The sequence below is a fragment of the Blautia sp. OF09-25XD genome, from assembly GCF_003482095.1.
GTDB lineage: Bacteria > Bacillota > Clostridia > Lachnospirales > Lachnospiraceae > Fusicatenibacter > Fusicatenibacter saccharivorans.
The window spans coordinates 1-22214 of record NZ_QUMG01000004.1 but is presented as its reverse complement, the minus strand read 5'-3'; the positions used below and the strand labels follow the sequence as shown (position 1 = coordinate 22214).

Here is a 22214-nt window from a genome sequence, read left to right as displayed (position 1 = left end):
TTGGACTTGCATTTCCAGTGAGAAGTAAGTACAATGGGTATAATAAAAATTCGGGAGGCTTCAAAAAAATGCAGTTATTGGAAGACAGAATCCGCAAAGACGGAAAAGTACGCGAGGGAAATGTCCTGAAGGTGGACAGCTTTTTAAATCATCAGATGGACGTCAATCTGTTCCGGGAAATCGGAAAAGAGTTTCAGCGTCGTTTTGCGGGAGAGGAGATCACGAAAATCCTGACCATCGAGGCATCTGGAATCGGAATTGCCTGTGTTGTGGCTGAAATTTTTAATGTTCCGGTTGTGTTTGCAAAGAAAACACAGACCAAAAATATCGCCGGAGATGTTTATACCACAAAAGTAGAATCTTTCACCCATGGAAGAGTTTATGATATCATTGTTTCCAAAGAATTTCTGGGAAAAGGAGACAAAGTTCTCCTGATCGATGATTTCCTGGCAAACGGAAAAGCGCTGGAAGGACTGGCAACCCTGGTACAGGATTCCGGTGCAGAGCTCGTAGGAGCAGGCGTTGTCATCGAAAAAGGGTTCCAGATCGGAGGAAAACTGCTGCGTGACCGCGGCATTCATCTGGAATCTCTTGCCATCGTCGATGGTATGGATGATAAAACCGGGGAAATTACCTTCCGGAAACAGTAAGGAGGCGTCAAAATGGCAAATCTGATTGCAAGAATTGCCGTTCTTCTGGTTCTGGCGGCCGCAGGAATGGTGCTGGCCGACAGAAAAGAAAAAATTGATCTCAGTGTGTCACTGCTGCTGTTTCTGGCGGCAGTCAATGTGACCTCTTTTTTCAGCCTGAAAGATAACAGGATTGTAGTTGTCATGATTCTGACGGTATATTTTCTGTTGTACGCAGGCGCAAAAGAGCTGCTGCGGAGACGGGCAGAGAAAAAAAGAAAATGAATGCAAACCGAACATCCGGCTGCGAGCACCCATGCAAAAGTGCCGGCCGGATGTTTTTGAATTTTTCTGTAAATTCAAAAAGCCCTCCGGGCAGGATCGCACTGCAGAGCGATATTGCAGAAGAACTCCATATGGAAGGGGATGCCGCAAGAATTCACCAGCTCGTTTCTCTTCTTGTGGATAACGCCGTTAAATACACTCCGGATGGTGGAAAAATCCACATTTTCTGGCGAAGAAACGGCAAAAAAGCAGAATTTTCGGTGCAGAATACCTGCGATACCCTGCCGAAAGGTGATCTCAACCGCCTCTTTGGCCGCTTCTACCGTGCGGATGCGTCGCGGGCCAGGGGAAAGCGGCGGCTATGGAATCGGCCTTTCCGTGGCTGCTGCAATTGTAAAGGCACATAAGGGAAAAATCACCGCAGAGCGGACACGAGATGGCATCTGTTTTAAAGCAGTCTTTCCGGCAAAAGGATGAAAGAAACAAAATTCCGGAAAAACGGAAAAATGACGGCAGGGCAGGAAAGGCAGACACACAAAAAAGCAGAAATCAAAAGCTCCATGAGAGAAAAAACAACAGAAAACAAAAGGAGGAATATATGATGTTTGATTGTGGTTTACAAAACATTTTCCAGCTGAAAAGCGGACAGTCCCGTTCTATTAACTGGGAAAACCGGAATGGAGAAAAAGGAAAAGGCGGCATGGCATCCAGCGATCTTGGTCCGTCCAGAAAAGGTTCCCCGTGTATCCCGAAAATAGAAGCAGGAGAGACCGTAACACTTGGTGAGATCCAGGGAGAAGGCATCATTCAGCACATCTGGATTACCGTCACAGACCGTACCAGTGAACGTAACCGTTATGTTCTGCGGGATCTTGTTCTGCGCATGTACTGGGATGACGAAGAAGATCCATCCGTGGAATGCCCGCTTGGCGATTTCTTCTGCTGCGGCTTCGGTGTTTCCTACCAGGTAAACTCAGTCCCGATTGCTGTCAATCCGACCCGTGGTTTCAACAGCTATTTCCCGATGCCGTTCCGTAAAAACGCCCGTATTACCATTGAAAATCAGTGTGATGAGCCGATTCCGGCCTTCTTTTATCAGATCGACTATTGCCTGACAACGGTTCCGGAGGATGCTGCCTATTTCCATGCCCAGTGGCGTCGTCAGCGCATAACGGAAAAGGCAAAAGACTACGTTGTCCTCGACAACATCAAAGGGAAAGGTCAGTACGTTGGAACGTATCTTGCACTTACCAGCCTCGAACGCTACTGGTACGGAGAAGGTGAGATGAAATTCTACATCGATGGAGACAAGGATTATCCAACCATCTGCGGAACCGGAACAGAAGATTACTTCGGTGGTGCCTGGAGCTTTGCAACACAGCAAAATGGCCAAACCGTTGAAAATCAGTACTGCACTCCGTATCTTGGATATCCTTACTACTCTACCCACGATACCTTCCTTCATAATGATTACCACAATGATGATCAGATGCCACAGCGCAGCTTCTACCGCTGGCATCTTCTTGATCCCATCCTTTTTGAGAAGGATCTTAAGGTAACCTTGCAGCAGATTGGTGTCAGTCACGGAGGCCTCTTTGAACGTCAGGATGATGTCGCTACCACAGCTTACTGGTACCAGACGCATCCTCATGTACCATTCGCGCCACTCATGTCCAGAAAAGAGCGCTGGCCAAGATGATTTTTGACGCTTTTCCTATTTTATATGTTTCATGACGTTGCATATCGGCTGCAAGAGTCCGTTCCGAACAAATCCGCTTCCAACGAATTTGTCCGGAAACGGCTCTTTCTTTTTTTATATGGTATTCAAAAAGCGATCCGGATTACAGAGGTCCGTCTTTTCACAAACCTTTCACATTTTCCGTCCATTCTTTAAGGTTCCTTTAAAGTTTCCTCATTATACTTAAAAGTGTAAAAAACATTTCCGGAAGTAAATCAAACGAAAGGATCAATCGATTATGATGCAAAGCCAACAGATTCCCATGACCTTCCAATGGTATGAAACAAAATACATGCTTTCCCCGATCATGGCTCGCAAGCTTCACAAGAGCCTTCCGGGTCATCTGCAGATGGATGAATACGGCCTTGATACCATCTGCAGCCTCTATTACGATACCCCGGATCACCAGCTCATACGCCGTTCGCTGGAAAAACCCGTCTACAAAGAAAAACTGCGACTCCGCAGTTATGGTCCGGCCAAAGAGACCAGCCCCATATACGTAGAACTAAAGAAAAAATATGAAGGAATCGTTTACAAACGCCGCGAGCGCATGATATTATCAGAAGCGGTTCCCTATCTTGCGGGAAAATCAGAACCGGGCTTCGACAGCCAGATTCTCCACGAAATCACTTGGTTTCGCAACTACTACCGGGGGCTTGCTCCCGCTATGTACATCGCCTACGACCGCATCGCCTGCTTCGGCACGGAAGACAGGAACTTTCGTGTTACCTTCGACACCAATATCCGATGGCGTACCGACAATCTGTGTCCTGACGGTCCAACGGAAGGAACCAGGCTTTTAGAACCAGGCTGGTATCTCATGGAGGTGAAAACACCAGGTGCTGTGCCCCTATGGTTCAGCAAAATTCTGGATGATCTTGCAATCTATCCGGCATCATTTTCTAAATACGGCTTTGCCTATCAGATCGAAAATCAGAAAGAATCAGAAGAAAAAGAAAAAGCTTTCATACCATTCACAGATATCCGGCAAACCGTATCAAAAACAGCATTCCGTTAGCTGAATCAGGTAAGTCCTCTGCGGCCATTGCGAAAAGCAAGAATCAGTGGGTGGACTCACAGCTTGCGAAAAGCCTTTTTCAAACATAATCTGCTTCACAAAAAAAGAAAATGTAACTATTCAGAGCCATGCAAAATAGAAGAAAAATCGCGAATCATGCTTGCATGAATGAGCGGTTTTTCTGGAACTTCATATGGCGAGAAGCAACATCGCGATGTAGCGTAAGCGGAATCGAGATGGGGCTCTGAATAGACAAGAAAATAAAAAATTCTGGGAGGAATTTGCTATGCTTAACACAATATTCAGTTCCGTTTTTACAGAAACAACCGCCGCCTTCACCTTTGGTCAGTTCCTTGCCTGCACAGCAGTGTCTCTGATTCTGGGACTGTTGATCGCTGCTGTTTACAGGTACAAAAGCGAATGCACCAAAAGCTTTGCTGTCACGCTTGTTCTGATGCCTGCGATCGTACAGATGGTGATCATGCTCGTCAATAGAAATCTTGGAACCGGAGTCCCTTGATTATACCAGTGTTTTTGACGATATCTTTGCCAGGTATCTGACCCGTTGCGAGCTTGTACAGGTAAAAACCACGAATATGGGAAGTCTTTTCAAGCTGGAGTATCGCATCGTATTCCGTGAGGAAGGAGAAGAGAAAAACATGATTGACCAGCTCCGCTGCAGAAACGGAAACCTTGAAATCCTGTGCAGTCGTGCACAGACCGGAAGGGAGGAATTATAATGAATCGAAACAGAAATAAAAACAGAAAAAAAAGAGACCGGCGCGGTCGTCAGTCTGTTTCTTGTATCATCGCTGGCCTTCGGCGGATGCGGCACAGCAGTGACATCTTCCAGCTCTGTAAATGCCGAATCTGCCCGTACAGAGTCAACCGGCGAAACATCTGCCGACAACGCGGATACCACATCAGAGAGCACAGATTCGGAAAATGCAATGGAAAGTGCTTCCGATATTAATTTTGACCTGGAACTGACCGAATCCACTATCGACACCGAATTCACAGACCGTGAGAAGAGCGGAAGCTATAAAGCATCAGAAGCCGTAAAAATTACACTTAATAAGACGACAGCCACCGTCTCCGGCAGCGGAGCCAAAGCAGACGGCAGCACAATTACCATCACGGAAGAAGGTGTTTACGTCGTAAGCGGAACACTTGAGGATGGCCAGATTATCGTAGACGCATCCGATTCCGACAAGGTTCAGATCGTACTCGATGGAGTCCATATCAACTGTGAGACAAATGCTGCCATCTACGTTCGCGAAGCGGACAAAGTTTTCATCACGCTTGCTGAAAACAGCAGCAACACGCTTGGCGATGGAAACGAGTACACTCAGATTGACGACAACACGGTAGACGGCGTTATCTTCTCCAAATCAGATCTTGTCTGCAACGGGACAGGAAGTCTGACCATCGAGGCAGACTACAAGCACGGGATTGTATCCAAAGATGACCTTGTGATTACCGGCGGAACCTACAAAATCGCCGCTGCGGACAACGGGATCACAGCCAAAGATCAGATTAAAATTCTGGATGGAAGCTTTGATATTGATGCTGCAAACAGTGCGGTCAAAGCGAAGAATACGGATGACACAGAGCTTGGAAATATCTATATTGCCGGTGGAATTTTTACGATCGAGGCGGAACAGGACGGCTTCCATGCAACCGGCAGCATTGTTGTCGATGACGGAACCATCACCGTAAACTCCGGTGATGACGGTTTCCATGCGGATCTCGACACCGTCATTCATGGCGGAACGATCCTTGTTGAAAAAAGCTACGAAGGACTGGAAGGAAAACGCGTTGTGGTCAATGGTGGTGACATTACCATAAACGCCAGCGACGATGGCATCAATGCCGCAAATTCCGGCGACGATGGCGCCAACGCCATAAATCCTGGCGCCAATGCGGCCGGTTCCGGTGACGATGACAGCAATGCCGCAAGCTCAAACAACGATAGCAGTGCTGCCATAAACTCCGGTGATGATAGCAGCATATCCGGTGCGGCAGACGGAAAGGAACCTCCGCAAATGCCGCCTGATACAGAAAACGGCAGCGATATGCAGCCATCGCAGGACTTCGATCCGGAGAACGCTCCGTCTGGCGGAAATGCGCCGCAGAACTTCGATCCGGGGAATGCTCCGTCTGACGGCGATGCTCCACAGAAGATGCAGGGAGGCCCCGGCGGCGAAGGCAACTCTGAGCTTTACATTAAAATTACCGGCGGAACCCTGACCGTATCCGCCGATGGTGATGGTCTTGATTCCAACGGCAGTCTTCTCGTGACCGGCGGAACTACGATCGTGTACGGGCCGACCAGCGATGGTGACAGTGCCCTCGATTACGACGGAAGTGCAATTGTGACCGGCGGAACCTTAGCTGCTATCGGCAGTGCCGGCATGACGGAAAGCTTCGACGAAGCTTCCACCCAGCCCGTTATCACCTATTACAGTACGGAAACCCAGTCCGCTGACACTACCATCACACTGACAGACAGCGATGGAAGTGCCCTCTTCACGGTTACACCTGAAAAAGCCTACGCCAGCATCGTTTTGACCTGCCCCGAAATGAAACTGGACGCAACGTATACTCTGACTGCCGGTACCGACAACGAAGAGATCACCCTCACGGACATCATCACCACCGCCGGAACCCGGTCTGTTAAAACGATGAGCGATCCCAAAGGTGGAAAAATGCCAAATAACAGCGACAACAAAGGAACTCCGCCTTCAAAACCAAGCGACACGGCTGAGTGAACCGTTATAGTTCATTCAGCACCGGAACATTTGCTGTTCCGGTGCGTAAGAAAGTGATTCTACTCATGATTCTACCGTGGCTGTCTTCCTACTTCCAATTTGCCGTATTCTGTGCTAAAATAACCTCACAAGAAAAGAGGTAGAAAAATCATGTATGATAAACTGACCGAAAACGATATTAAAAAAATGCAGGAAGAAATCGACTACCGAAAACTGGTTGTCCGTCCAAAAGAACTCGAGGCTGTAAAAGAAGCCCGTGCTCAGGGCGATCTCAGCGAAAACTTTGAATACAAAGCTGCCAAACAGGACAAAAATCGCAACGAAAGCCGCATCCGCTATCTGGAAAAAATGATCAAAACCGCCCACGTTATTTCAGATACCTCAAAGGACGACGAAGTCGGCATCAACAATACCGTCCAGGTTTACATCGAAGAAGATGATGAGACAGAAACCTACAAACTTGTCACCACCGTTCGTGGTAATTCTCTCAAAGGATACGTCAGTATCGACTCGCCATTAGGAAAAGCCATTCTGGGTCATAAAGTCGGCGACCGCGTCACTGTAAAAGTAAGCGATGCCTATAGTTATGATCTCATCATCAAATCCATCGAAAACACTGCGGATACCGATGATGAACTCCGCAGCTATTAAAGGACAGAAAGAAAGGAAAATACCAGTCATGGAAAAAATTGCAAGCTTTACGATCGACCATATCAAACTTAAACCAGGCATTTACGTTTCAAGAAAAGATCACGTAGGTGACAGCGTTATCACAACCTTTGACCTGCGTATGACATCTCCAAACGATGAGCCTGTTATGAATACCGCTGAGGTTCACACCATCGAGCATCTTGGCGCAACGTTCCTGCGTAATCACGAAGAGTGGAAAGATAAAACCGTATATTTTGGTCCAATGGGCTGCCGTACAGGATTTTACCTGCTGCTGGCCGGTGATTACAGCTCGAAAGATATCGTTTCACTCGTAATAGAAATGTATGAATTTATCCGCGATTTCAAGGGCGAAGTCCCGGGTGCATCCCCGAAAGACTGCGGAAACTATCTGGATATGAATCTGTCCATGGCAAATTACCTTGGCAAAAAATACCTGGATGAGGTTTTGTACGGAATTGATGAATCCCGTCTCGTCTATCCGGAATAAATTCTAAAAATGGTAACTATTCAGCGCCATGCAATTTCGCATGGCTCTGAATAGTTACAAAAAATGAAAGAAAACAGGGGGAAACAGAGTATGAGAACCATGGAAAACGAAAAACTGCGTGTACAGATCAGCGATCACGGCGCAGAACTTAGCAGCATCTACGACAAAGCGGCTGACCGTGAGGCAGTCTGGATCGGCGATCCGGCCTTCTGGAACCGCCACGCACCGGTCCTGTTCCCGTTCGTCGGAAAAGTAAACGGTGGCTTCTACACCCATAAAGGAGTCAAATACCCGATGGGCCAGCACGGTTTCGCCCGCGACAACGAATTCGGGTGCATCGAAAACACCGCAAACAAAACAGTACACCGCCTGGTATCGACCGAAGAAACAAAAAAAGTTTACCCGTTCGATTTTGCCTTCACCGTAACCCAGGAACTCTCCGGCAGAACCCTGACCATCACCTGGAAAGTAGAAAACACCGGTGATGATGACATGTACTTCTCCGTCGGCGGACATCCTGCATTCATGATTCCGGAACAGTATGACATCGTCTTCAACAAAGGCCTGGAAAACCACACCGAGACCGAACTCGAATACGTCCTGATCGACCCGGAAACAGCAGGCGTCGATGTCGCACATCCGAGAAAACTGAAACTTCAGGACGGCAGAATCCCGTACACCAGAACCCTTTTCGACGAAGACGCCTGATCTTCGACAACACCCAGGTCGAGCGCGTCGGCGTAGAAGTGGATGGAAAACCGTATGTCACTCTCACCTGCAAAGGCTTCCCGAGCGTCGGCGTATGGTCCAAGCCAAAAGCAGATGCCCCGTTCGTGTGCCTCGAGCCATGGATCGGCCGTTGCGACAACGTCGGCTTTGACGGCGAATTAAAAGACAAATACGGCGAACAGCACCTGAAAGCCGGGGAAACCTTCCAGGCAGGCTACACCATCACCATCGGAGAATAAGGACCCGAAAAAAAGAAAAACCTCCGAAGTACAGCGAAAAGAACACGATTCCTGTACTTCAGGGGTTGAAATTTTACGGTTTCTTTACTATAATTAGCATCAAACCCAAAAAACGCATGTAGTTCATCATGCACAGAAGAAAAAACAGGAGGGAACGTTCTTGAAAAGAGAAACGGTTATCGTACTTGATTTTGGCGGTCAGTACAATCAGTTAATTGCAAGACGTGTACGTGAGTGCAACGTTTACTGTGAGATTTATTCTTACAAAACAGACATCGAAAAGATCAAAGAAATTCAGCCGAAAGGTATTATCTTCACCGGCGGCCCGAACAGCGCATATCTGCCGGATTCCCCGACTTATACAAAAGAAATTTTTGAACTTGGAATCCCGATCCTCGGCATCTGCTACGGATCACAGCTGATGATGCATCTGCTCGGCGGAAAAGTAGAAGTAGCACCGGTCAGAGAATATGGAAAAATTGAGGTAACCGTAGATACCAGTTCCGCACTGTTTGAGAACGTATCCGAAAAAACCATCTGCTGGATGAGCCACAACGACTACATCTCCAAAGCAGCTCCGGGATTCGAAATCATCGCCCATACGGATGACTGTCCGGTAGCAGCCGTTGCAAACGTAGAGAAAAACCTCTATGCAACCCAGTTCCATCCAGAAGTTCTGCACACAAAAGAAGGAAAGAAAATGCTTTCCAACTTTGTATACAATGTCTGCCGCTGCGCCGGCGACTGGCACATGGACTCCTTCGTAGAAGAATCCATCAAAGCTATCCGCGAAAAAGTAGGCGACGGAAAAGTCCTCTGCGCACTGTCCGGCGGAGTCGATTCCTCCGTAGCAGCTGTTATGCTTTCCAAAGCAGTCGGAAACCAGCTGACCTGCGTATTCGTAGATCACGGCCTGTTGCGTAAAAACGAGGGCGATGAAGTAGAAGCAGTCTTCGGACCGGACGGCCCATACGACCTGAATTTCATCCGCGTCAACGCACAGGAGCGTTTCTATGCAAAATTAAAAGGCGTAGAAGAGCCGGAGAGAAAACGTAAAATCATCGGCGAAGAGTTCATCCGCGTCTTCGAAGAAGAAGCAAAGAAAATTGGTGCTGTAGACTTCCTGGTACAGGGAACCATCTACCCAGACGTTGTAGAGAGCGGCGTCGGCGGAGAATCCACCGTCATCAAATCCCATCATAACGTCGGAGGACTGCCGGACTACGTAGATTTCAAAGAAATCATCGAGCCGCTGCGCAACCTCTTCAAAGACGAAGTAAGAAAAGCCGGCCTTGAGCTCGGCATCCCGGAATACCTCGTATTCCGTCAGCCATTCCCGGGCCCGGGACTTGGCATCCGTATCATCGGCGAAGTAACCGCCGAGAAAGTCAAAATGGTACAGGACGCCGACGCGATCTGGCGCGAAGAAATCGACAAAGCCGGAATCGCCCACGAAATCGGCCAGTACTTCGCAGCCCTGACCAACATGCGCTCCGTCGGAGTCATGGGAGATGAAAGAACCTACGATTACGCCATCGCCCTCCGCGCCGTCACCACCACCGATTTCATGACCGCCGAAAGCGCCGAAATCCCGTGGGATGTCATCGGAAGAACAACCAGTCGAATCGTAAACGAAGTCAAACACATCAACCGCGTCATGTACGACTGCACCGGAAAACCACCGGCAACAATCGAGTTTGAGTAATTAAAAATTTCTGGAAAGCCTTATAAACAGGGCGTTTCCGAGCAGATAAAGTTCTATTTGATAACAAAATGATAACACTGGATATTTTGATATTATTTATTAGGTATCCTGTGGTTATCGAGTAATATGTGTGAAACCGACAAAAAAAGGTCTTACTGAATTGAGTGAAATCAATTTGGTAAGGCCTTTTTCGTCGGCTTTTATTTTGCGTTTTTTGGATAGTTGTAACGCCACTGGTCATATTCTTCCTGAGTAATCTCGCCGGATTTGAGTTTTTCTGCCTGTTCCTGCCATGCATGGAACATATCAAACATAGAAAGGTAGGTGGTTCCCTTGGACTTGTCCAGCCGGAGGCAGAGTTCTCCGTCAATCTCATCAATGTGAAGTCCGTAAAGGTCTTCTAAGGTAAATAAGGTATGCATCAGTCCAACGTAACTGTCAATATCCGGGATAGCCAGAGCATGAGGGGATACTTCAAAAATATCAGCCAATGCGTTCAGGTATTTTTCCTTTGGACTGCGTGCCCCTTTTTCATACTGTGCAATGCGGACATCAGCCTGTGAATCACTGAATCCCAGCTGTTGCCCCAAATATTTCTGCGTGAAACCACGCAGAAGTCTGAAATGGTGGATTCTTTCGCCTATTGCCATATGCTATATCTCCTGTCTTCTTCTTGATAGGTTGAGTATAGCATATCCAAATGGTAGAGACAAGAAAATCCATACAAAAAAGTATGGGTAAATGTATTGAAAGTACTTGACCCATACAGAATAGTATAGTATAATTCAACCCATACAAAATAGTATAGTAAAGAGAAAGGAGAAATTTTCTATGAGTAAAATGTTTATGAATGTGAAAGAGGTCATGGAAGTCCTGGAAGTATCAGAATCCTACGCATACAAGCTGATGAAAAGGCTAAACAGGGAGTTACAGGCGATGGGATGTCAGACCATTGCAGGAAAGGTTGACCGGAAATATTTCTATGAGCAGTTCTATGGAACAAGATCGAATGATGGGAGGAATTAAGAATGGCAATTTATAAGAATGACAATGGCACCTGGTATGTGATGATCCGGTATCAGGACTGGACAGGTGCAAGAAAACAGAAATGCAAACGAGGATTTTCTACAAGAAAAGAAGCTGCGGACTGGGAATTACAATTCAAATTACAGAAGAAAGCAAGCGTGGATATGACAATGGAAAGCTTTTGCACTATGTATGAAGAAGATATCAGACCTTCTTTGAAGCAGAGTACTTGGCTTACGAAAGAAAATATTATTCAGAAAAAGATTCTTCCGTATCTTGGAAAGCGAAAAGTATCAGAAATTACAGCGAAAGATGTGATGGACTGGCATAACCAGATGAGAAAACTGAAAACGAAGACAGGAAAACCGCTTTCGCCAACGTATCTGAAAACGATACATGGACAGTTAAGCACCATTTTCAATCATGCAGTGAAATATTACGACCTTAGCACTAATCCTGCGAGAAAAGCAGGGGCACCGGGAGAAGAAGAAGGCAAGGAAATGTTGTTCTGGACAAAAGAAGAATATAAGCGGTTTGCAGAAGAAATGATGGACAAACCTCTTTCCTACTATGCTTTTCAACTGCTTTACTGGTGCGGGATTCGTTCCGGTGAGCTGCTTGCTTTAACACCGGCAGATTTTAATTTCAAAAAGAAAACGCTTCGGATCAATAAGTCCTATCAGCGATTGAAGGGAAAAGATGTAATCAGTACGCCAAAGACAAAGAACAGTGTACGGACAGTCATAATGCCACAGTTCCTGTGTGATGAAATGCAGGACTGCCTGAAACTATATTACAGTTTAAAGTCTGACGACCGCATTTTTCCTGTGACAAAATATTACCTGAAACATGAGATGGAAAGAGGCTGCAAAGCGAGTGGTGTAAAGAAAATCCGAGTTCATGATCTCAGGCATAGTCATGTATCCCTGCTGATCAATATGGGATATACCGCATTGGCAATCGGAAAAAGGGTTGGACATTCAGCAGAAAAGATTACTTACCGGTATGCACATCTATTCCCGTCGGTACAGCAGGACATGGCAGAGCAGCTGGATGCAGAAAATATGGAAGAAGAATTAAATGAAGTGGAAGGAGGACTTGCAAATGTCGGCTAAATGTCTGGATCAGCAGGGGCGTTGGAGAAATAAAGTTGTAGCATTTCGGATGTCACCGGAAGAAGATGAACTTCTGGAGACGGCAGTACGGCTATCGGGATTAACCAAACAAGAATATATTATCCGAAGACTGCAGGAAAAAGAAGTTGTGGTTACAGGAAATCCCAGGGTGTATAAAGCTTTGAAGAAGGAACTTGAAAAGGTACTGAGTGAGCTGAAACGTCTGAAAAAGGGAGAAGATGTGCCGGAGGATTTATTGGAAGTGATTCGGCTTATCACAATAACAATGGCTGGAATGAAAGCGGAATAAAAAAGCCTTTAAGTGTCGGCAAACACCTAAAGGCAGGGATTTGGTAGAATACTCTTCCAAAAAACTTCTATGAGTATTCTATCAAAAACCACTCTTTCTTTCAACGGGAAAATAAGGAGGATTTGATGGAAAACAAAAGAACAGAAACAAATAAAACAGTACAGAAAAGGCTGGAACCGGAACTGAAACTCATCAATATGGATACGGTGGAAGTGGAGCAGATTGAATGGCTGCTTTATCCATTTATTCCCTATGGAAAAGTAACAATTATACAGGGAGATCCGGGAGAAGGAAAAACGACAATGGTGCTTCAAATTATTGCAAAACTGACCAAAGGAGAGACTATTCTTCCAGCTGATTCAACAAAAGATAAAAGGATAGATATTGATAGTGAAAGCGATATGGTAGATGCAGAAAATATTGAAAACAATGCGTCAACACAGCATTTGGAGGCACCAGTAAATGTAATCTACCAGACTGCAGAAGATGGTCTTGGAGATACGATAAAACCAAGATTACTTGCTGCAGGTGCAGACTGCACAAAGGTCATGGTTATCGATGACAGTGAGCAACCGCTGACGATGGCAGATGTCCGGTTGGAAGAAGCAATTATGCAGACAAAAGCCAGAATGGTTGTGCTTGACCCGATTCAGGGATTCCTTGGAGCAGAGGTAGATATGCACAGAGCTAATGAAATCCGTCCTTTGATGAAACGCATAGCGGTCCTGGCGGAGAAATATCATTGTGCGATTATCCTGATCGGACATATGAACAAGAACAGCAATGGAAAATCATCTTACCGGGGACTGGGTTCCATCGATTTTCAGGCAGCTGCAAGAAGCGTTTTGATTGTCGGACGTATTAAGGATGAACCAGAAGTAAGAGTTGTGTGCCATACAAAGAGTTCCTTGGCACCGGAAGGTAAAGCTATTGCGTTCCGTCTGGATAAAAACAACGGATTTGAATGGATTGGTGAATATGACATTAGTGCAGATGAATTGCTCAATGGAGAGGGAAAAGGACAGAAAACCCGGAAAGCAAAAGAATTTCTGCTTGAGATACTGGCTGATGGAGGTATGGCACAAAAGAAAATTGAGGAAGAAGCAGAAAAACTGGGAATTAAAAAGAAAACACTGAGAAATGCCAAAATGGAACTGGGAATAGATTCCGTAAAACGTGGAAATCAGTGGTATTGGATGTTGTCAGAGTAGAAAAAGGAAGATGGCAAGATGACCATATCTTAATAATAGGGCATCTTGCCACCTTGAAAGGAGATCAGATGAAAAATAGAAATGTGCAGATACCATATGAGTTATTCTTTCAACTGTTGCAATATTTCCTGATGGAGAATTATGAGGGCGAAGAAATCATAAGGAAAGGGTTAGAAAAGAAATTGAATGCAATGGTAGATCGGGAGTTATACAGCAAGTACAAAACAGCCCCAACAGAGGAAGAGAGAGAAAAGTCCAGGCAGGAATACCTGGAAAGGAAGGGAATACTGGAAACTTTCGTTGGTAGAGATTCTTGCTGATCACTTTATAACAGGAGCGTGTCACGCACCTGTAAATATCAGACAAGGAGAAAGCCGGTAAGATACAGACGAGAGGTTATAGATTACCCGATTATTTATCGGTAAATTATAGGCTGCGAAAGGGAGCCCTGAATCAGGGCGTCCTTACAGTAGGACAATAGAAAGGAGCATACAGCAATGAGAGAAGGAAGATTAGGATATAACAGCAGTAACGATAGATATGGTTTATTGTCATCAGATTTATGGATTGATACAGGATTTCATTGTGGGGAATGCCTGGAAGTACTAATTGATGATCAGTGGGTGCAGACCAGAATGGAGATGAATCCGGCAAGGGAATGGTATCTGGTAGGAACACCGTACTGCGGAGATCTGGAATATATACGGGCGAGAATACAGTAATAGATTAGTTAAGTGAGTAACGCAGAAGCAATCCGACTAGCGGGAGAAATAATGGTCTCCGCTCCGGTCGGTGCAGAACAGACGTCCTCCGGACGTCTTGCCCCCGGCAGGGCGCAAGGGTACTTTTGATAGGCGGCACGGCTGTCGAAAGTGCTTTTGCGTTACTTTTGACAAAAGTAACAAAACCGCCGTATCCGGCGAAGATTTCTTATAATCGCCATAGTTGGCGGAAATACAAATTATGTGCCATATCTGGCACGCTTTTTAGAAGGAGAGGTGAGGAGCATAATGATGAGAAGAACGATTAGCGGCATGATTGGAGCTGGATCGCTGGCTCATAACAGACGGGATTTTGTAGCTGAAAATGTAGACCCAGACAGAGTACACCTGAATATCTGTTACCAGAATGAAAATCTGAAAGAAGTATATAAAGAGTTGTTTGATGATTCTGTGGAACGGTACAATGTGGGAAAAAGAAAGGACCGGCAGATTACAAATTACTATGAAAAAATTCGTCAGGGAAAGCAGGAAAAGCTGTTCCATGAAGTGATTTTCCAGATTGGAAATCGAGAAGATATGGCTGTGGGAACGACAGAAGGAGACCTGGCGGTAAAAGTACTGGATGAGTATGTAAAGAATTTTCAGCAACGAAATCCAACACTTCATGTATTTAGCTGTTATCTGCACCAGGATGAAGCTACACCGCATCTGCATATTGATTTTGTTCCTTATGTAACTGGCTGGAAAGGGAAAGGAATGGATACCAGGGTTTCACTGAAGCAGGCATTAAAAAGCCTGGGATTTCAAGGCGGGAACAAACACGATACAGAGTTGAATCAGTGGATCAACCATGAAAAAGAAGTGCTTGCAGAGGTTGCACGACAGCATGGAATTGAATGGGAGCAGAAAGGGACACATGAGGAGCATCTTGATGTTTATAATTTTAAGAAGAAAGAGCGTAAAAAGGAAGTACAGACACTGGAACAGGAAAAAGAATATCTCACTGCTGAGAATGAAGGACTGATTGCACAGATTGCGGAAGTAAGAGCTGATATCCAGCTTTTAAAAGATGATGAGGAGCAGGCAGTTAAAGATAAAGAGGAGGCTGAGAAGCGTGCGGAAAAAGCTGAGAAAGATCTGCACAGCCTGGAAGAACGCAGAGAACGGTTGCAGCCTGTTATGGATAATGTCAGTAAGGAAATAAAGGAATATGGGACAGTGAAAGCAATTCTACCGGAAGCTGGGACATTAGAACGTGCAACAACTTACCGGGATAAAAAGATAAAACCACTGTTTACCCAGATGAAAAATAAAATTGCTGCAATGGCAGCCCAGGTCAAAGAACTTACCAAAGAAGTAGAAAAATGGAAACACAAATATCAGGAAACAAAGCAGGCATATAACCGAGTGCAGAGACAGCTAGATACAGTATGTGAAGAAAAACAGCAGTTATCTGAGGAAAAGCAACAATTGCAGGGTGTTTCCGACAGATATGAGCGGGTAGTGCGTGTTCTTGGAGAAAATATTGTAGAAAATGCAGTACAACAGGATATACAGGAGCAGAAAGCATTAGAAGAAAAACGGCAAATGGAGCAAATGCCCAAAGGAAGTATTCACGAAAGATTGGCTTGGGGTGCCCGTAAAAGTGAAATGGAGAATCAACAGCGTAAGAAAAATAAAACAAAAAATAGAGGAATGGAGAGATAAGACGATGAAAAAGCACATTTATGATGAAAGCAATGGATTAAGCTACACATTGCATGGAGATTATTATCTGCCGGATTTGGCAATGAATGAGGAAGAACCGACATATGGTAAATACGGAATGTTGCGAAAACAGTTTCTGAAAATGCATAGACCGGCACGATATCAGTATTTATTGATGACGGGGGAACTAACAGCACATCTGAACCGAGTCGATCAGGAGACCAGAGAGCAGGTGGAAACCTTGGTAAAGCAGATGGTGGGAAAACAGGGTGTAGACGAAAACTTAAAGAGGCAGGATCAGATGAGGTGGGTTAGATTGATGAATAATATCAAAGTTAGTGCAGAAGAAATTGTACTGAAAGAGATAATATATGTTTAAAACCATTATGCTGTATCAAAAAAGATACAGCCATAAATTTTATACTATTCGTCAGAGGAATCGAAAGAAGAATCTGAAAAGGTGCTGTCCCATATAGCTTCTTCAATAGCTTGAATACATTCGTCGGTATGTTTTTTGATATCTTGACCCCAGAAATGTATAACTGTATAACCCAGAAACAAGAGCTTTTTATCAGTTTCAAAATCACGGGAACGATTACGTTCAATTTTTTTAATCCAGTAATCTGGATTTTTACCTTTTTCAAGACGGAGTTTTAAGATTTCCCAGTCCTTTCCATGAAAAAATTCACTGTCGCAAAAAATAGCAATTTTGTATTTGGTCAGAACAATATCAGGAGAGCCGGGCAAGGCTTTATAATTTTTTCGATATCGGTATCCTTTGTGCCATAGAGCTTTTCTGAGTTGAAGTTCTATGGATGTGTCTTTGCTATGAATGCTACGCATATTTTTAGAGACAGTTTCAGAATCACGAGACATAAACGGGTCACCACCTTTGGGAATATTAATTATTCTAACAAGTTAAAGGAAAAGATACAAGTACCATTGGCTGTTGGACATGAATTATTTGATTGACGGTATAAAGGCTATGATTTATACTTGTAAAGTAAGAGTTGATTAAATGACGAGGTACCCGAAATGACGATTTCTGAACAAATCAAGGTACTGTGTGTGCGGTCAGATATTAGCGTAGCTGAGCTTGCACGGCGAATAGGGACAACACCACAGAATTTTAATGGAAAAATGAAAAGGGAGAGTTTTACCATAGCTGAATTAGAAGATATAGCAGGTGCGGTAAACAGTTCTTTTGAAAGAAAATTCGTATTAAAAAACGGAGAGAAAGTTTAATGCATAAAAATATAAAACAAAATAATTATAGTAGATATGCTACCAATAGAGATGTTATTTCTTTATTTTCTGGAGCAATGGGATTAGACATTGGATTGGGAAAAGCAGGTTTAAATGTAGCAATTGGACAGGATTTTGATGCAGCCTGTGTAAAAACTATGCAGGCCAATGGCCATAGAGTATTGGGCGGAGATATTAGGGAAATACAGCCCCAGCAATTATTAGATATGACAGGCTTATCTGTAGGAGAGCCATTTTTGATTTGCGGAGGACCGCCGTGCCAGCCTTTTTCTACAGCAGGAAAAAGATTGGGTATAAATGATCCGAGAGGCAGTTTGTTTATGGATTTCATTCGTATGATTGATTATATACGGCCTCGCTTTTTCGTGATGGAAAATGTAAAAGGAATTATGTCGTCGCCATTGAAACATGTGCCTTTGTCTGAAAGAGATGAAAGCGATCCTGATCAGAAATTAGGAACAGTGCTTGATGTGATTTTAGCAGAATTTGATAAACTGGGATATAAAACTGTATATGGCGTACTTGATGCTGTAAATTATGGCGTTCCACAATTCAGAGAGAGGTTTGTGTTAATTGGTAGTCGGGATAATGAAGATATTTTCTTACCAATTCCTACACATTTTCAGATGCATCAAAGCAAGGAGTATCAGTGGCAGACAGTTAGAAGTGTGATTGAAGATTTGGAATCTGACCATGGAGAATGTGCAACGTTAAGTGAAGAAAGATTGAAATTCTTGAAAATGGTTCCGGAAGGTGGAAATTGGAGAGATTTACCAGAGAATATTATTCCTATTGCTATGGGAGGTGCATATAAATCCGGAGGTGGAAAAGTTGGATTTTATAGAAGGTTATCATATGATCAGCCTTCACCAACTGTAGTTACTTCTCCAGTACAGAAAGCAACAATGATGTGTCATCCTACACAAGATAGACCATTAAGCGTAAAAGAATATGCAAGAATTCAGCAATTTCCGGATGATTGGGTATTTACTGGAACGACAGCAGCAAAATATCGACAGATAGGGAATGCTGTTCCGGTGGGATTAGCAGAAGCTATTGGAAAGGCTGTGCTTTCTGTGGCTAATAAGACAGCTTTAGTTCAGACAAAACGTTTTAGAGGTACAAATGTACATAATAAGATTAGAAATGCAATAGAATTGGGAGGAAATTTATATGCCGTTAAATAATGCATATGATGAACAGGCTGTAATCCAGGCGATTGCTTCTGCCTTAGAAACATTTTATGGAACACTAATTGAGAAGATAGATGGATTAAACATACAGAAGGTAATGAAACGTAAAAATCCGTATTTATACCGTGCAAAGGCTATGCAGAGTGCAACTGAAATTGTAGATTCGGTTCTTACTGCATTTGTAAGTTCCAGTGAAGAAACTATTTTTGGTAATTGCTTTTTTGAACCGATTGCTATTGCTGCAAGTGGTGGAAATAAAGCCCTGGCAGAAGGTATTGATATTATGATCCAGAACAATGAAACAAATACAATTTCTGCAATAGCTGTTAAAAGTGGGCCGTCCGTATTTAATGCAGACAGTAAGAAACGACAGGAACAGAATTTTACAGCTGCTTCTAAGTTGGCACAGCAAGCAAAGGCAAGGTATGAAGCGTATATCGGTTATTGTTATGGGAAAAAGAAAGAATCTGGTAGAGGAAAGCCCAAAATGTATCAGGAATTGGCTGGAAAACGATTCTGGGCAGAATTAACAGGAGACGAGGACTTTTACATAAAGATTATCGGATACATGGGAACTATGCCGGAGAAATATGTGGCTGATTATAAAGAAAGTTATAACAGAGCAGCTAATAGACTTGTTAGGGAGTTTTCTAATAGTTTCTGCAGAGAAGATGGAAGTATTGACTGGGAAAAGCTGGTAGAATTTAATTCGGGAGATTGAAAACTAAACAAAATCAAAGGGGGATAGATGATGCAATTAAAGATAAAAAATTGTAATAACATTGAAAATGGAGAATTTGATATTACTGAGGGGAGGCTTAATATAAAATATGCGATTAATGGAACAGGAAAATCAACAATATCAAAAGCAATAGAGGCTTTTGTCACAAATGATCAAGAAAAAAAGAATTTATTATTGCCATTCAAATATTATGGTGTGGAGGAAGAAAATTCACCAGAATTTAATAGGGTATGATCAATTTAAAAAGGTTTCAGTTTTTTAATGAGAAGTATATTGCCATTCAAATATTATGGTGTGGAGGAAGAAAATTCACCAGAATTTAATAGGGTATGATCAATTTAAAAAGGTTTCAGTTTTTTAATGAGAAGTATATTGAAGACTATGTATATCAGCAAAATGAATTGATTAAGAATAGCTTTGAAATATTTGTAAAATCTCCGGATTATGATACACATATAAAAGAAATAGAAAAACTGTTGGAAAGTATAAATATTACTTTTCAAAATCATCCGGAATTGGAGGAATTGATAAAAGTTTTCCAACAATTCATCGATGGATTTGGAAAGGCAAAGAGTGGATATTCTGCAGCTGGTGCCATAGGAAAGGGAATTGGAAAAGGTAATAAACTTGATAATATTCCTGTTGGTTTGGAAGTTTATGAGCCATATTTGAAGAATAATGATAATGTCAAGTGGATTAAATGGCAATTAGAAGGAAAACATTATTTAGATATGGCAGAACAGTGTCCGTACTGTTCTGGATCTATAAAAGAAACCAAAGAAACAATCTTAAAAGTAAGTGAAGAGTATGATGCAAAAGCGGTAGAACAGTTAACTAAAATGTTAGAAGTTTTTAAAGAGCTGATGCCGTATTTTACAAATGAAACAGCAGTTAAGATGGAAGAAATAACAAAAAATGTGTCAGGAATCACAAATACACAAAAGAATTACTTATTGGAAATAAAAGCTCAAGCAGACAGTTTTATGCAACAGTTGTATGGATTGAAAAAAATGGGATTTCATTCATTAAAAAATGCTGAAAAAATAGCAGATGAGCTGAAAAAATATAAAATAGATTTATCATATTATTCGCATTTGAATTCAGAACTGTCGAATGAAAAAGTGGAGTTAATAAACAAAACCTTAGATGAGGTTTTGGAAAAAGCTGGCAAATTACAAGGAGAAATTGCACAACAGAAAAAACTTATTAAAAAGACTATTGAAATGTATAGTTCGGAAATAAATGAATTTCTATATTATGCAGGATATAAATATCAAGTTGCAATAGAGGAAGAAAATACAACAGATTATCATTTAGTATTAAAACATATTGAGGGAACTGATAATGTTCAAACAGTAAATGAACATTTAAGTTATGGGGAAAGGAATGCATTTGCATTAGTGCTATTCATGTATAGTGTTTTGAAAGAGAATCCGGATCTGGTTGTTTTAGATGATCCGATTTCTTCATTTGATGGAAATAAAAAATTCGCTATTATTAATATGCTTTTTATGGGAAAGCATAGTTTGAAAAATCGAACAGTATTGCTTTTGACCCATGAATTTAATACTGTTATTGATGCAATCTATAATATGCCGTATAATTTTAATCCAACCCCAACAGCTGCATTTTTAACAACGAAACAAGGTATATTGCAAGAAAAAGAAATTACAAAAGCAGATATAAAATCTTTTGGCGAGATTGCTCATGCAAATATATCATCGGATATGGATTCTCTTAATAAATTGGTATATTTGAGAAGATTATTGGAAATAGAAAATGCAAGTGGTTTAGCATGGCAATTATTATCCAATATTTTTCATAAAAGAGAAAAGCCAGAGTATCATTTCTCGAACGGAACACCGAACCGATTGATGACGCCAGAAGAAATACAGGATGCGACTAATGAAATCAAAACAAACTATATTTCAGATTTTGATTACGATACGGAATACCAAAAAACGCAAGATATAACGGTATTGAAAGAATTATATCAAAATAGTGGAAGTAATTATGAAAAATTGCAAATATATCGTATCATGTTTAATGAAAATAGTTCCAACAGTGTGATTAAAAAATTTGTGAATGAAGCGTTTCATATTGAAAATGATTATTTATTCCAGTTGAATCCATGTGAATACGATACTGTACCCCAATATATCATTGATGAATGTGATAAAGATATTTTGGAAATTTGTCCGCAAGGCTAACGTGAGTGGCTTAGTTGGGTTAACCTGGCTGCAGGTAATAAAAGACAATTACTTTTAAAATATGATAAATTCAAAAATGAACTAAAGTGGAAGGAAATGTAAATGGATAAATTAGTATCAAAGATTGCTGCTTTAGGAATACCAGGTCTAGTATTGGTAACAGCTATTGGCGCAACTGGACTTGCTGGAGGGGCAGCAATTACAACAGCATTGGCAGCTTTAGGGCCAGGAGGAATATTAGGTGGAATAGCTACATTAGGTATAATTGGTCTTATTTCAGAAGGCATAGCTCAATATGGAGTGGATGCTATATTTTCTGCTGTTATAAAAGAATTATATCGAAAAGGCGAAACAAAGGAAGAAATATTGCGGAAGATAAAAAAAATATCCTATTTCCAAAGAATTAAAACGAAAAATTTCCAAAGAATTAAAACGAAAA

At 42.6% G+C, this 22214-nt stretch carries 29 protein-coding genes; 27 read left to right on the top strand and 2 right to left on the bottom strand.

Going from position 1 to position 22214, the window contains the following annotated elements:
- The first annotated feature begins 68 nt into the window (after window positions 1–68).
- The 13 genes from DXA93_RS04620 (at window position 69) to guaA (ending at window position 10273) form a co-directional block, all read left to right on the top strand.
- The gene (locus DXA93_RS04620; RefSeq protein ID WP_055218716.1) at window positions 69–650 is read left to right on the top strand and encodes a xanthine phosphoribosyltransferase; all 582 of its coding nucleotides are present in this window, start codon (window positions 69–71) and stop codon (window positions 648–650) included.
- Window positions 651–662: 12 nt separating this feature from the next.
- Complete coding sequence (locus tag DXA93_RS04615) at window positions 663–914, top strand: hypothetical protein (RefSeq protein ID WP_022462118.1); 252 nt, start codon at window positions 663–665, stop codon at window positions 912–914.
- Window positions 911–1321 (top strand): ATP-binding protein, encoded by a 411-nt coding sequence (locus DXA93_RS04610; RefSeq protein WP_119207789.1) that lies wholly within the window; start codon window positions 911–913, stop codon window positions 1319–1321. The genes DXA93_RS04615 and DXA93_RS04610 overlap by 4 nt, the downstream gene beginning before the upstream one ends.
- Window positions 1322–1515: 194 nt before the next feature.
- Window positions 1516–2613 (top strand): glycoside hydrolase family 172 protein, encoded by a 1098-nt coding sequence (locus DXA93_RS04605; RefSeq protein WP_055227238.1) that lies wholly within the window; start codon window positions 1516–1518, stop codon window positions 2611–2613.
- 277 nt (window positions 2614–2890) lie between these two features.
- Window positions 2891–3670 (top strand): polyphosphate polymerase domain-containing protein, encoded by a 780-nt coding sequence (locus tag DXA93_RS04600; RefSeq protein WP_119207788.1) that lies wholly within the window; start codon window positions 2891–2893, stop codon window positions 3668–3670.
- Between the two features lie 286 nt (window positions 3671–3956).
- Complete coding sequence (locus DXA93_RS20835) at window positions 3957–4190, top strand: hypothetical protein (RefSeq protein ID WP_330427259.1); 234 nt, start codon at window positions 3957–3959, stop codon at window positions 4188–4190.
- Window positions 4171–4410, top strand: a complete 240-nt coding sequence (locus DXA93_RS20830) for a hypothetical protein (protein WP_330427258.1) — start codon at window positions 4171–4173, stop codon at window positions 4408–4410. The genes DXA93_RS20835 and DXA93_RS20830 overlap by 20 nt, the downstream gene beginning before the upstream one ends.
- Before the next feature lie 99 nt (window positions 4411–4509).
- On the top strand, window positions 4510–6441 hold the full coding sequence (locus DXA93_RS04590; protein WP_243109149.1) for a carbohydrate-binding domain-containing protein: 1932 nt from the start codon (window positions 4510–4512) through the stop codon (window positions 6439–6441).
- A gap of 150 nt (window positions 6442–6591) precedes the next feature.
- Window positions 6592–7092, top strand: coding sequence for a GreA/GreB family elongation factor (locus DXA93_RS04585; RefSeq protein ID WP_022462124.1), 501 nt, complete (start codon window positions 6592–6594; stop codon window positions 7090–7092).
- 28 nt (window positions 7093–7120) lie between these two features.
- Window positions 7121–7600 (top strand): S-ribosylhomocysteine lyase, encoded by a 480-nt coding sequence (locus DXA93_RS04580; protein WP_022462125.1) that lies wholly within the window; start codon window positions 7121–7123, stop codon window positions 7598–7600.
- A 90-nt stretch (window positions 7601–7690) separates the two neighbouring features.
- Window positions 7691–8308, top strand: coding sequence for an aldose epimerase family protein (locus tag DXA93_RS04575; protein ID WP_243109148.1), 618 nt, complete (start codon window positions 7691–7693; stop codon window positions 8306–8308).
- Window positions 8309–8346: 38 nt separating this feature from the next.
- Window positions 8347–8568, top strand: coding sequence for a hypothetical protein (locus tag DXA93_RS18310; RefSeq protein WP_243109147.1), 222 nt, complete (start codon window positions 8347–8349; stop codon window positions 8566–8568).
- Between the two features lie 160 nt (window positions 8569–8728).
- On the top strand, window positions 8729–10273 hold the full coding sequence (guaA, locus tag DXA93_RS04570) for a glutamine-hydrolyzing GMP synthase (RefSeq protein WP_055218727.1): 1545 nt from the start codon (window positions 8729–8731) through the stop codon (window positions 10271–10273).
- A gap of 200 nt (window positions 10274–10473) precedes the next feature.
- Here the strand turns inward: guaA and DXA93_RS04565 are convergent, their stop codons facing one another.
- Window positions 10474–10923 carry a helix-turn-helix domain-containing protein gene (locus DXA93_RS04565; RefSeq protein WP_072522727.1) on the bottom strand — a complete coding sequence of 150 codons (450 nt, stop codon included), beginning with the start codon at window positions 10921–10923 and terminating at the stop codon, window positions 10474–10476.
- 181 nt (window positions 10924–11104) lie between these two features.
- Here DXA93_RS04565 and DXA93_RS04560 point away from each other — a divergent pair, with 181 nt between their 5' ends.
- The 8 genes from DXA93_RS04560 to DXA93_RS04520 all read left to right on the top strand — a co-directional run bounded on the left by DXA93_RS04560 (window position 11105) and on the right by DXA93_RS04520 (window position 16743).
- Window positions 11105–11299 carry a hypothetical protein gene (locus DXA93_RS04560; protein ID WP_005611072.1) on the top strand — a complete coding sequence of 65 codons (195 nt, stop codon included), beginning with the start codon at window positions 11105–11107 and terminating at the stop codon, window positions 11297–11299.
- 2 nt (window positions 11300–11301) lie between these two features.
- Window positions 11302–12414, top strand: a complete 1113-nt coding sequence (locus DXA93_RS04555; protein ID WP_072522728.1) for a site-specific integrase — start codon at window positions 11302–11304, stop codon at window positions 12412–12414.
- Window positions 12404–12724 (top strand): plasmid mobilization protein, encoded by a 321-nt coding sequence (locus DXA93_RS04550; RefSeq protein WP_072522729.1) that lies wholly within the window; start codon window positions 12404–12406, stop codon window positions 12722–12724. Before DXA93_RS04555 ends, DXA93_RS04550 begins: the two co-directional genes overlap by 11 nt.
- A gap of 125 nt (window positions 12725–12849) precedes the next feature.
- Window positions 12850–13935: an AAA family ATPase gene (locus tag DXA93_RS04545; protein ID WP_117835394.1), complete on the top strand. Its 1086-nt coding sequence runs from the start codon at window positions 12850–12852 to the stop codon at window positions 13933–13935.
- Window positions 13917–14255: a hypothetical protein gene (locus tag DXA93_RS04540; RefSeq protein ID WP_330427257.1), complete on the top strand. Its 339-nt coding sequence runs from the start codon at window positions 13917–13919 to the stop codon at window positions 14253–14255. The genes DXA93_RS04545 and DXA93_RS04540 overlap by 19 nt, the downstream gene beginning before the upstream one ends.
- 177 nt (window positions 14256–14432) lie before the next feature.
- A complete protein-coding gene (locus DXA93_RS04535; protein ID WP_072446749.1) occupies window positions 14433–14657 on the top strand; it encodes a DUF5348 domain-containing protein in 225 nt (74 codons plus the stop codon).
- Window positions 14658–14945: 288 nt separating this feature from the next.
- Window positions 14946–16364 carry a plasmid recombination protein gene (locus DXA93_RS04525; RefSeq protein ID WP_182420306.1) on the top strand — a complete coding sequence of 473 codons (1419 nt, stop codon included), beginning with the start codon at window positions 14946–14948 and terminating at the stop codon, window positions 16362–16364.
- Between the two features lie 4 nt (window positions 16365–16368).
- Entirely contained in the window at window positions 16369–16743 is a 375-nt protein-coding gene (locus DXA93_RS04520; protein WP_117835398.1) for a TnpV protein, read from the top strand.
- A 44-nt stretch (window positions 16744–16787) separates the two neighbouring features.
- Here DXA93_RS04520 and DXA93_RS04515 read toward each other — a convergent pair whose 3' ends face one another.
- A complete protein-coding gene (locus DXA93_RS04515) occupies window positions 16788–17240 on the bottom strand; it encodes a very short patch repair endonuclease (RefSeq protein ID WP_055153492.1) in 453 nt (150 codons plus the stop codon).
- 159 nt (window positions 17241–17399) lie between these two features.
- Here DXA93_RS04515 and DXA93_RS04510 point away from each other — a divergent pair, with 159 nt between their 5' ends.
- The 6 genes from DXA93_RS04510 to DXA93_RS04485 form a co-directional block, all read left to right on the top strand.
- Window positions 17400–17609, top strand: a complete 210-nt coding sequence (locus DXA93_RS04510) for a helix-turn-helix domain-containing protein (protein WP_022140546.1) — start codon at window positions 17400–17402, stop codon at window positions 17607–17609.
- Complete coding sequence (locus DXA93_RS04505) at window positions 17609–18817, top strand: DNA cytosine methyltransferase (RefSeq protein ID WP_117835400.1); 1209 nt, start codon at window positions 17609–17611, stop codon at window positions 18815–18817. The genes DXA93_RS04510 and DXA93_RS04505 overlap by 1 nt, the downstream gene beginning before the upstream one ends.
- The gene (locus DXA93_RS04500) at window positions 18804–19544 is read left to right on the top strand and encodes a PmeII family type II restriction endonuclease (protein WP_072522734.1); all 741 of its coding nucleotides are present in this window, start codon (window positions 18804–18806) and stop codon (window positions 19542–19544) included. The genes DXA93_RS04505 and DXA93_RS04500 overlap by 14 nt, the downstream gene beginning before the upstream one ends.
- A 27-nt stretch (window positions 19545–19571) precedes the next feature.
- Window positions 19572–19799, top strand: coding sequence for a hypothetical protein (locus tag DXA93_RS04495; RefSeq protein WP_147399518.1), 228 nt, complete (start codon window positions 19572–19574; stop codon window positions 19797–19799).
- 95 nt (window positions 19800–19894) lie between these two features.
- Window positions 19895–21775: an AAA family ATPase gene (locus DXA93_RS04490; RefSeq protein WP_119207786.1), complete on the top strand. Its 1881-nt coding sequence runs from the start codon at window positions 19895–19897 to the stop codon at window positions 21773–21775.
- A 102-nt stretch (window positions 21776–21877) separates the two neighbouring features.
- A partial coding sequence (locus DXA93_RS04485) for a hypothetical protein (RefSeq protein WP_119207785.1) occupies window positions 21878–22214 on the top strand: 337 nt, incomplete at its 3' end.

Bases quoted from the DNA above. Each gene is read 5' to 3' on its own strand.
- DXA93_RS04620 (WP_055218716.1), top strand. From the start codon at position 69: ATGCAGTTATTGGAAGACAGAATCCGCAAAGACGGAAAAGTACGCGAG.
- DXA93_RS04575 (WP_243109148.1), top strand. From the start codon at position 7,691: ATGAGAACCATGGAAAACGAAAAACTGCGTGTACAGATCAGCGATCAC.
- DXA93_RS04600 (WP_119207788.1), top strand. From the start codon at position 2,891: ATGATGCAAAGCCAACAGATTCCCATGACCTTCCAATGGTATGAAACA.
- DXA93_RS20835 (WP_330427259.1), top strand. From the start codon at position 3,957: ATGCTTAACACAATATTCAGTTCCGTTTTTACAGAAACAACCGCCGCC.
- DXA93_RS04510 (WP_022140546.1), top strand. From the start codon at position 17,400: ATGACGATTTCTGAACAAATCAAGGTACTGTGTGTGCGGTCAGATATT.
- DXA93_RS04545 (WP_117835394.1), top strand. From the start codon at position 12,850: ATGGAAAACAAAAGAACAGAAACAAATAAAACAGTACAGAAAAGGCTG.
- DXA93_RS04515 (WP_055153492.1), bottom strand. From the start codon at position 17,240: ATGTCTCGTGATTCTGAAACTGTCTCTAAAAATATGCGTAGCATTCAT.
- DXA93_RS04550 (WP_072522729.1), top strand. From the start codon at position 12,404: ATGTCGGCTAAATGTCTGGATCAGCAGGGGCGTTGGAGAAATAAAGTT.
- DXA93_RS04560 (WP_005611072.1), top strand. From the start codon at position 11,105: ATGAGTAAAATGTTTATGAATGTGAAAGAGGTCATGGAAGTCCTGGAA.
- DXA93_RS04585 (WP_022462124.1), top strand. From the start codon at position 6,592: ATGTATGATAAACTGACCGAAAACGATATTAAAAAAATGCAGGAAGAA.
- DXA93_RS04610 (WP_119207789.1), top strand. From the start codon at position 911: ATGAATGCAAACCGAACATCCGGCTGCGAGCACCCATGCAAAAGTGCC.
- DXA93_RS04525 (WP_182420306.1), top strand. From the start codon at position 14,946: ATGATGAGAAGAACGATTAGCGGCATGATTGGAGCTGGATCGCTGGCT.
- DXA93_RS04505 (WP_117835400.1), top strand. From the start codon at position 17,609: ATGCATAAAAATATAAAACAAAATAATTATAGTAGATATGCTACCAAT.
- DXA93_RS04565 (WP_072522727.1), bottom strand. From the start codon at position 10,923: ATGGCAATAGGCGAAAGAATCCACCATTTCAGACTTCTGCGTGGTTTC.
- DXA93_RS04580 (WP_022462125.1), top strand. From the start codon at position 7,121: ATGGAAAAAATTGCAAGCTTTACGATCGACCATATCAAACTTAAACCA.
- DXA93_RS04555 (WP_072522728.1), top strand. From the start codon at position 11,302: ATGGCAATTTATAAGAATGACAATGGCACCTGGTATGTGATGATCCGG.
- DXA93_RS04605 (WP_055227238.1), top strand. From the start codon at position 1,516: ATGTTTGATTGTGGTTTACAAAACATTTTCCAGCTGAAAAGCGGACAG.
- DXA93_RS04520 (WP_117835398.1), top strand. From the start codon at position 16,369: ATGAAAAAGCACATTTATGATGAAAGCAATGGATTAAGCTACACATTG.
- DXA93_RS04500 (WP_072522734.1), top strand. From the start codon at position 18,804: ATGCCGTTAAATAATGCATATGATGAACAGGCTGTAATCCAGGCGATT.
- DXA93_RS04615 (WP_022462118.1), top strand. From the start codon at position 663: ATGGCAAATCTGATTGCAAGAATTGCCGTTCTTCTGGTTCTGGCGGCC.
- DXA93_RS04495 (WP_147399518.1), top strand. From the start codon at position 19,572: ATGATGCAATTAAAGATAAAAAATTGTAATAACATTGAAAATGGAGAA.
- DXA93_RS04535 (WP_072446749.1), top strand. From the start codon at position 14,433: ATGAGAGAAGGAAGATTAGGATATAACAGCAGTAACGATAGATATGGT.
- DXA93_RS04490 (WP_119207786.1), top strand. From the start codon at position 19,895: ATGATCAATTTAAAAAGGTTTCAGTTTTTTAATGAGAAGTATATTGAA.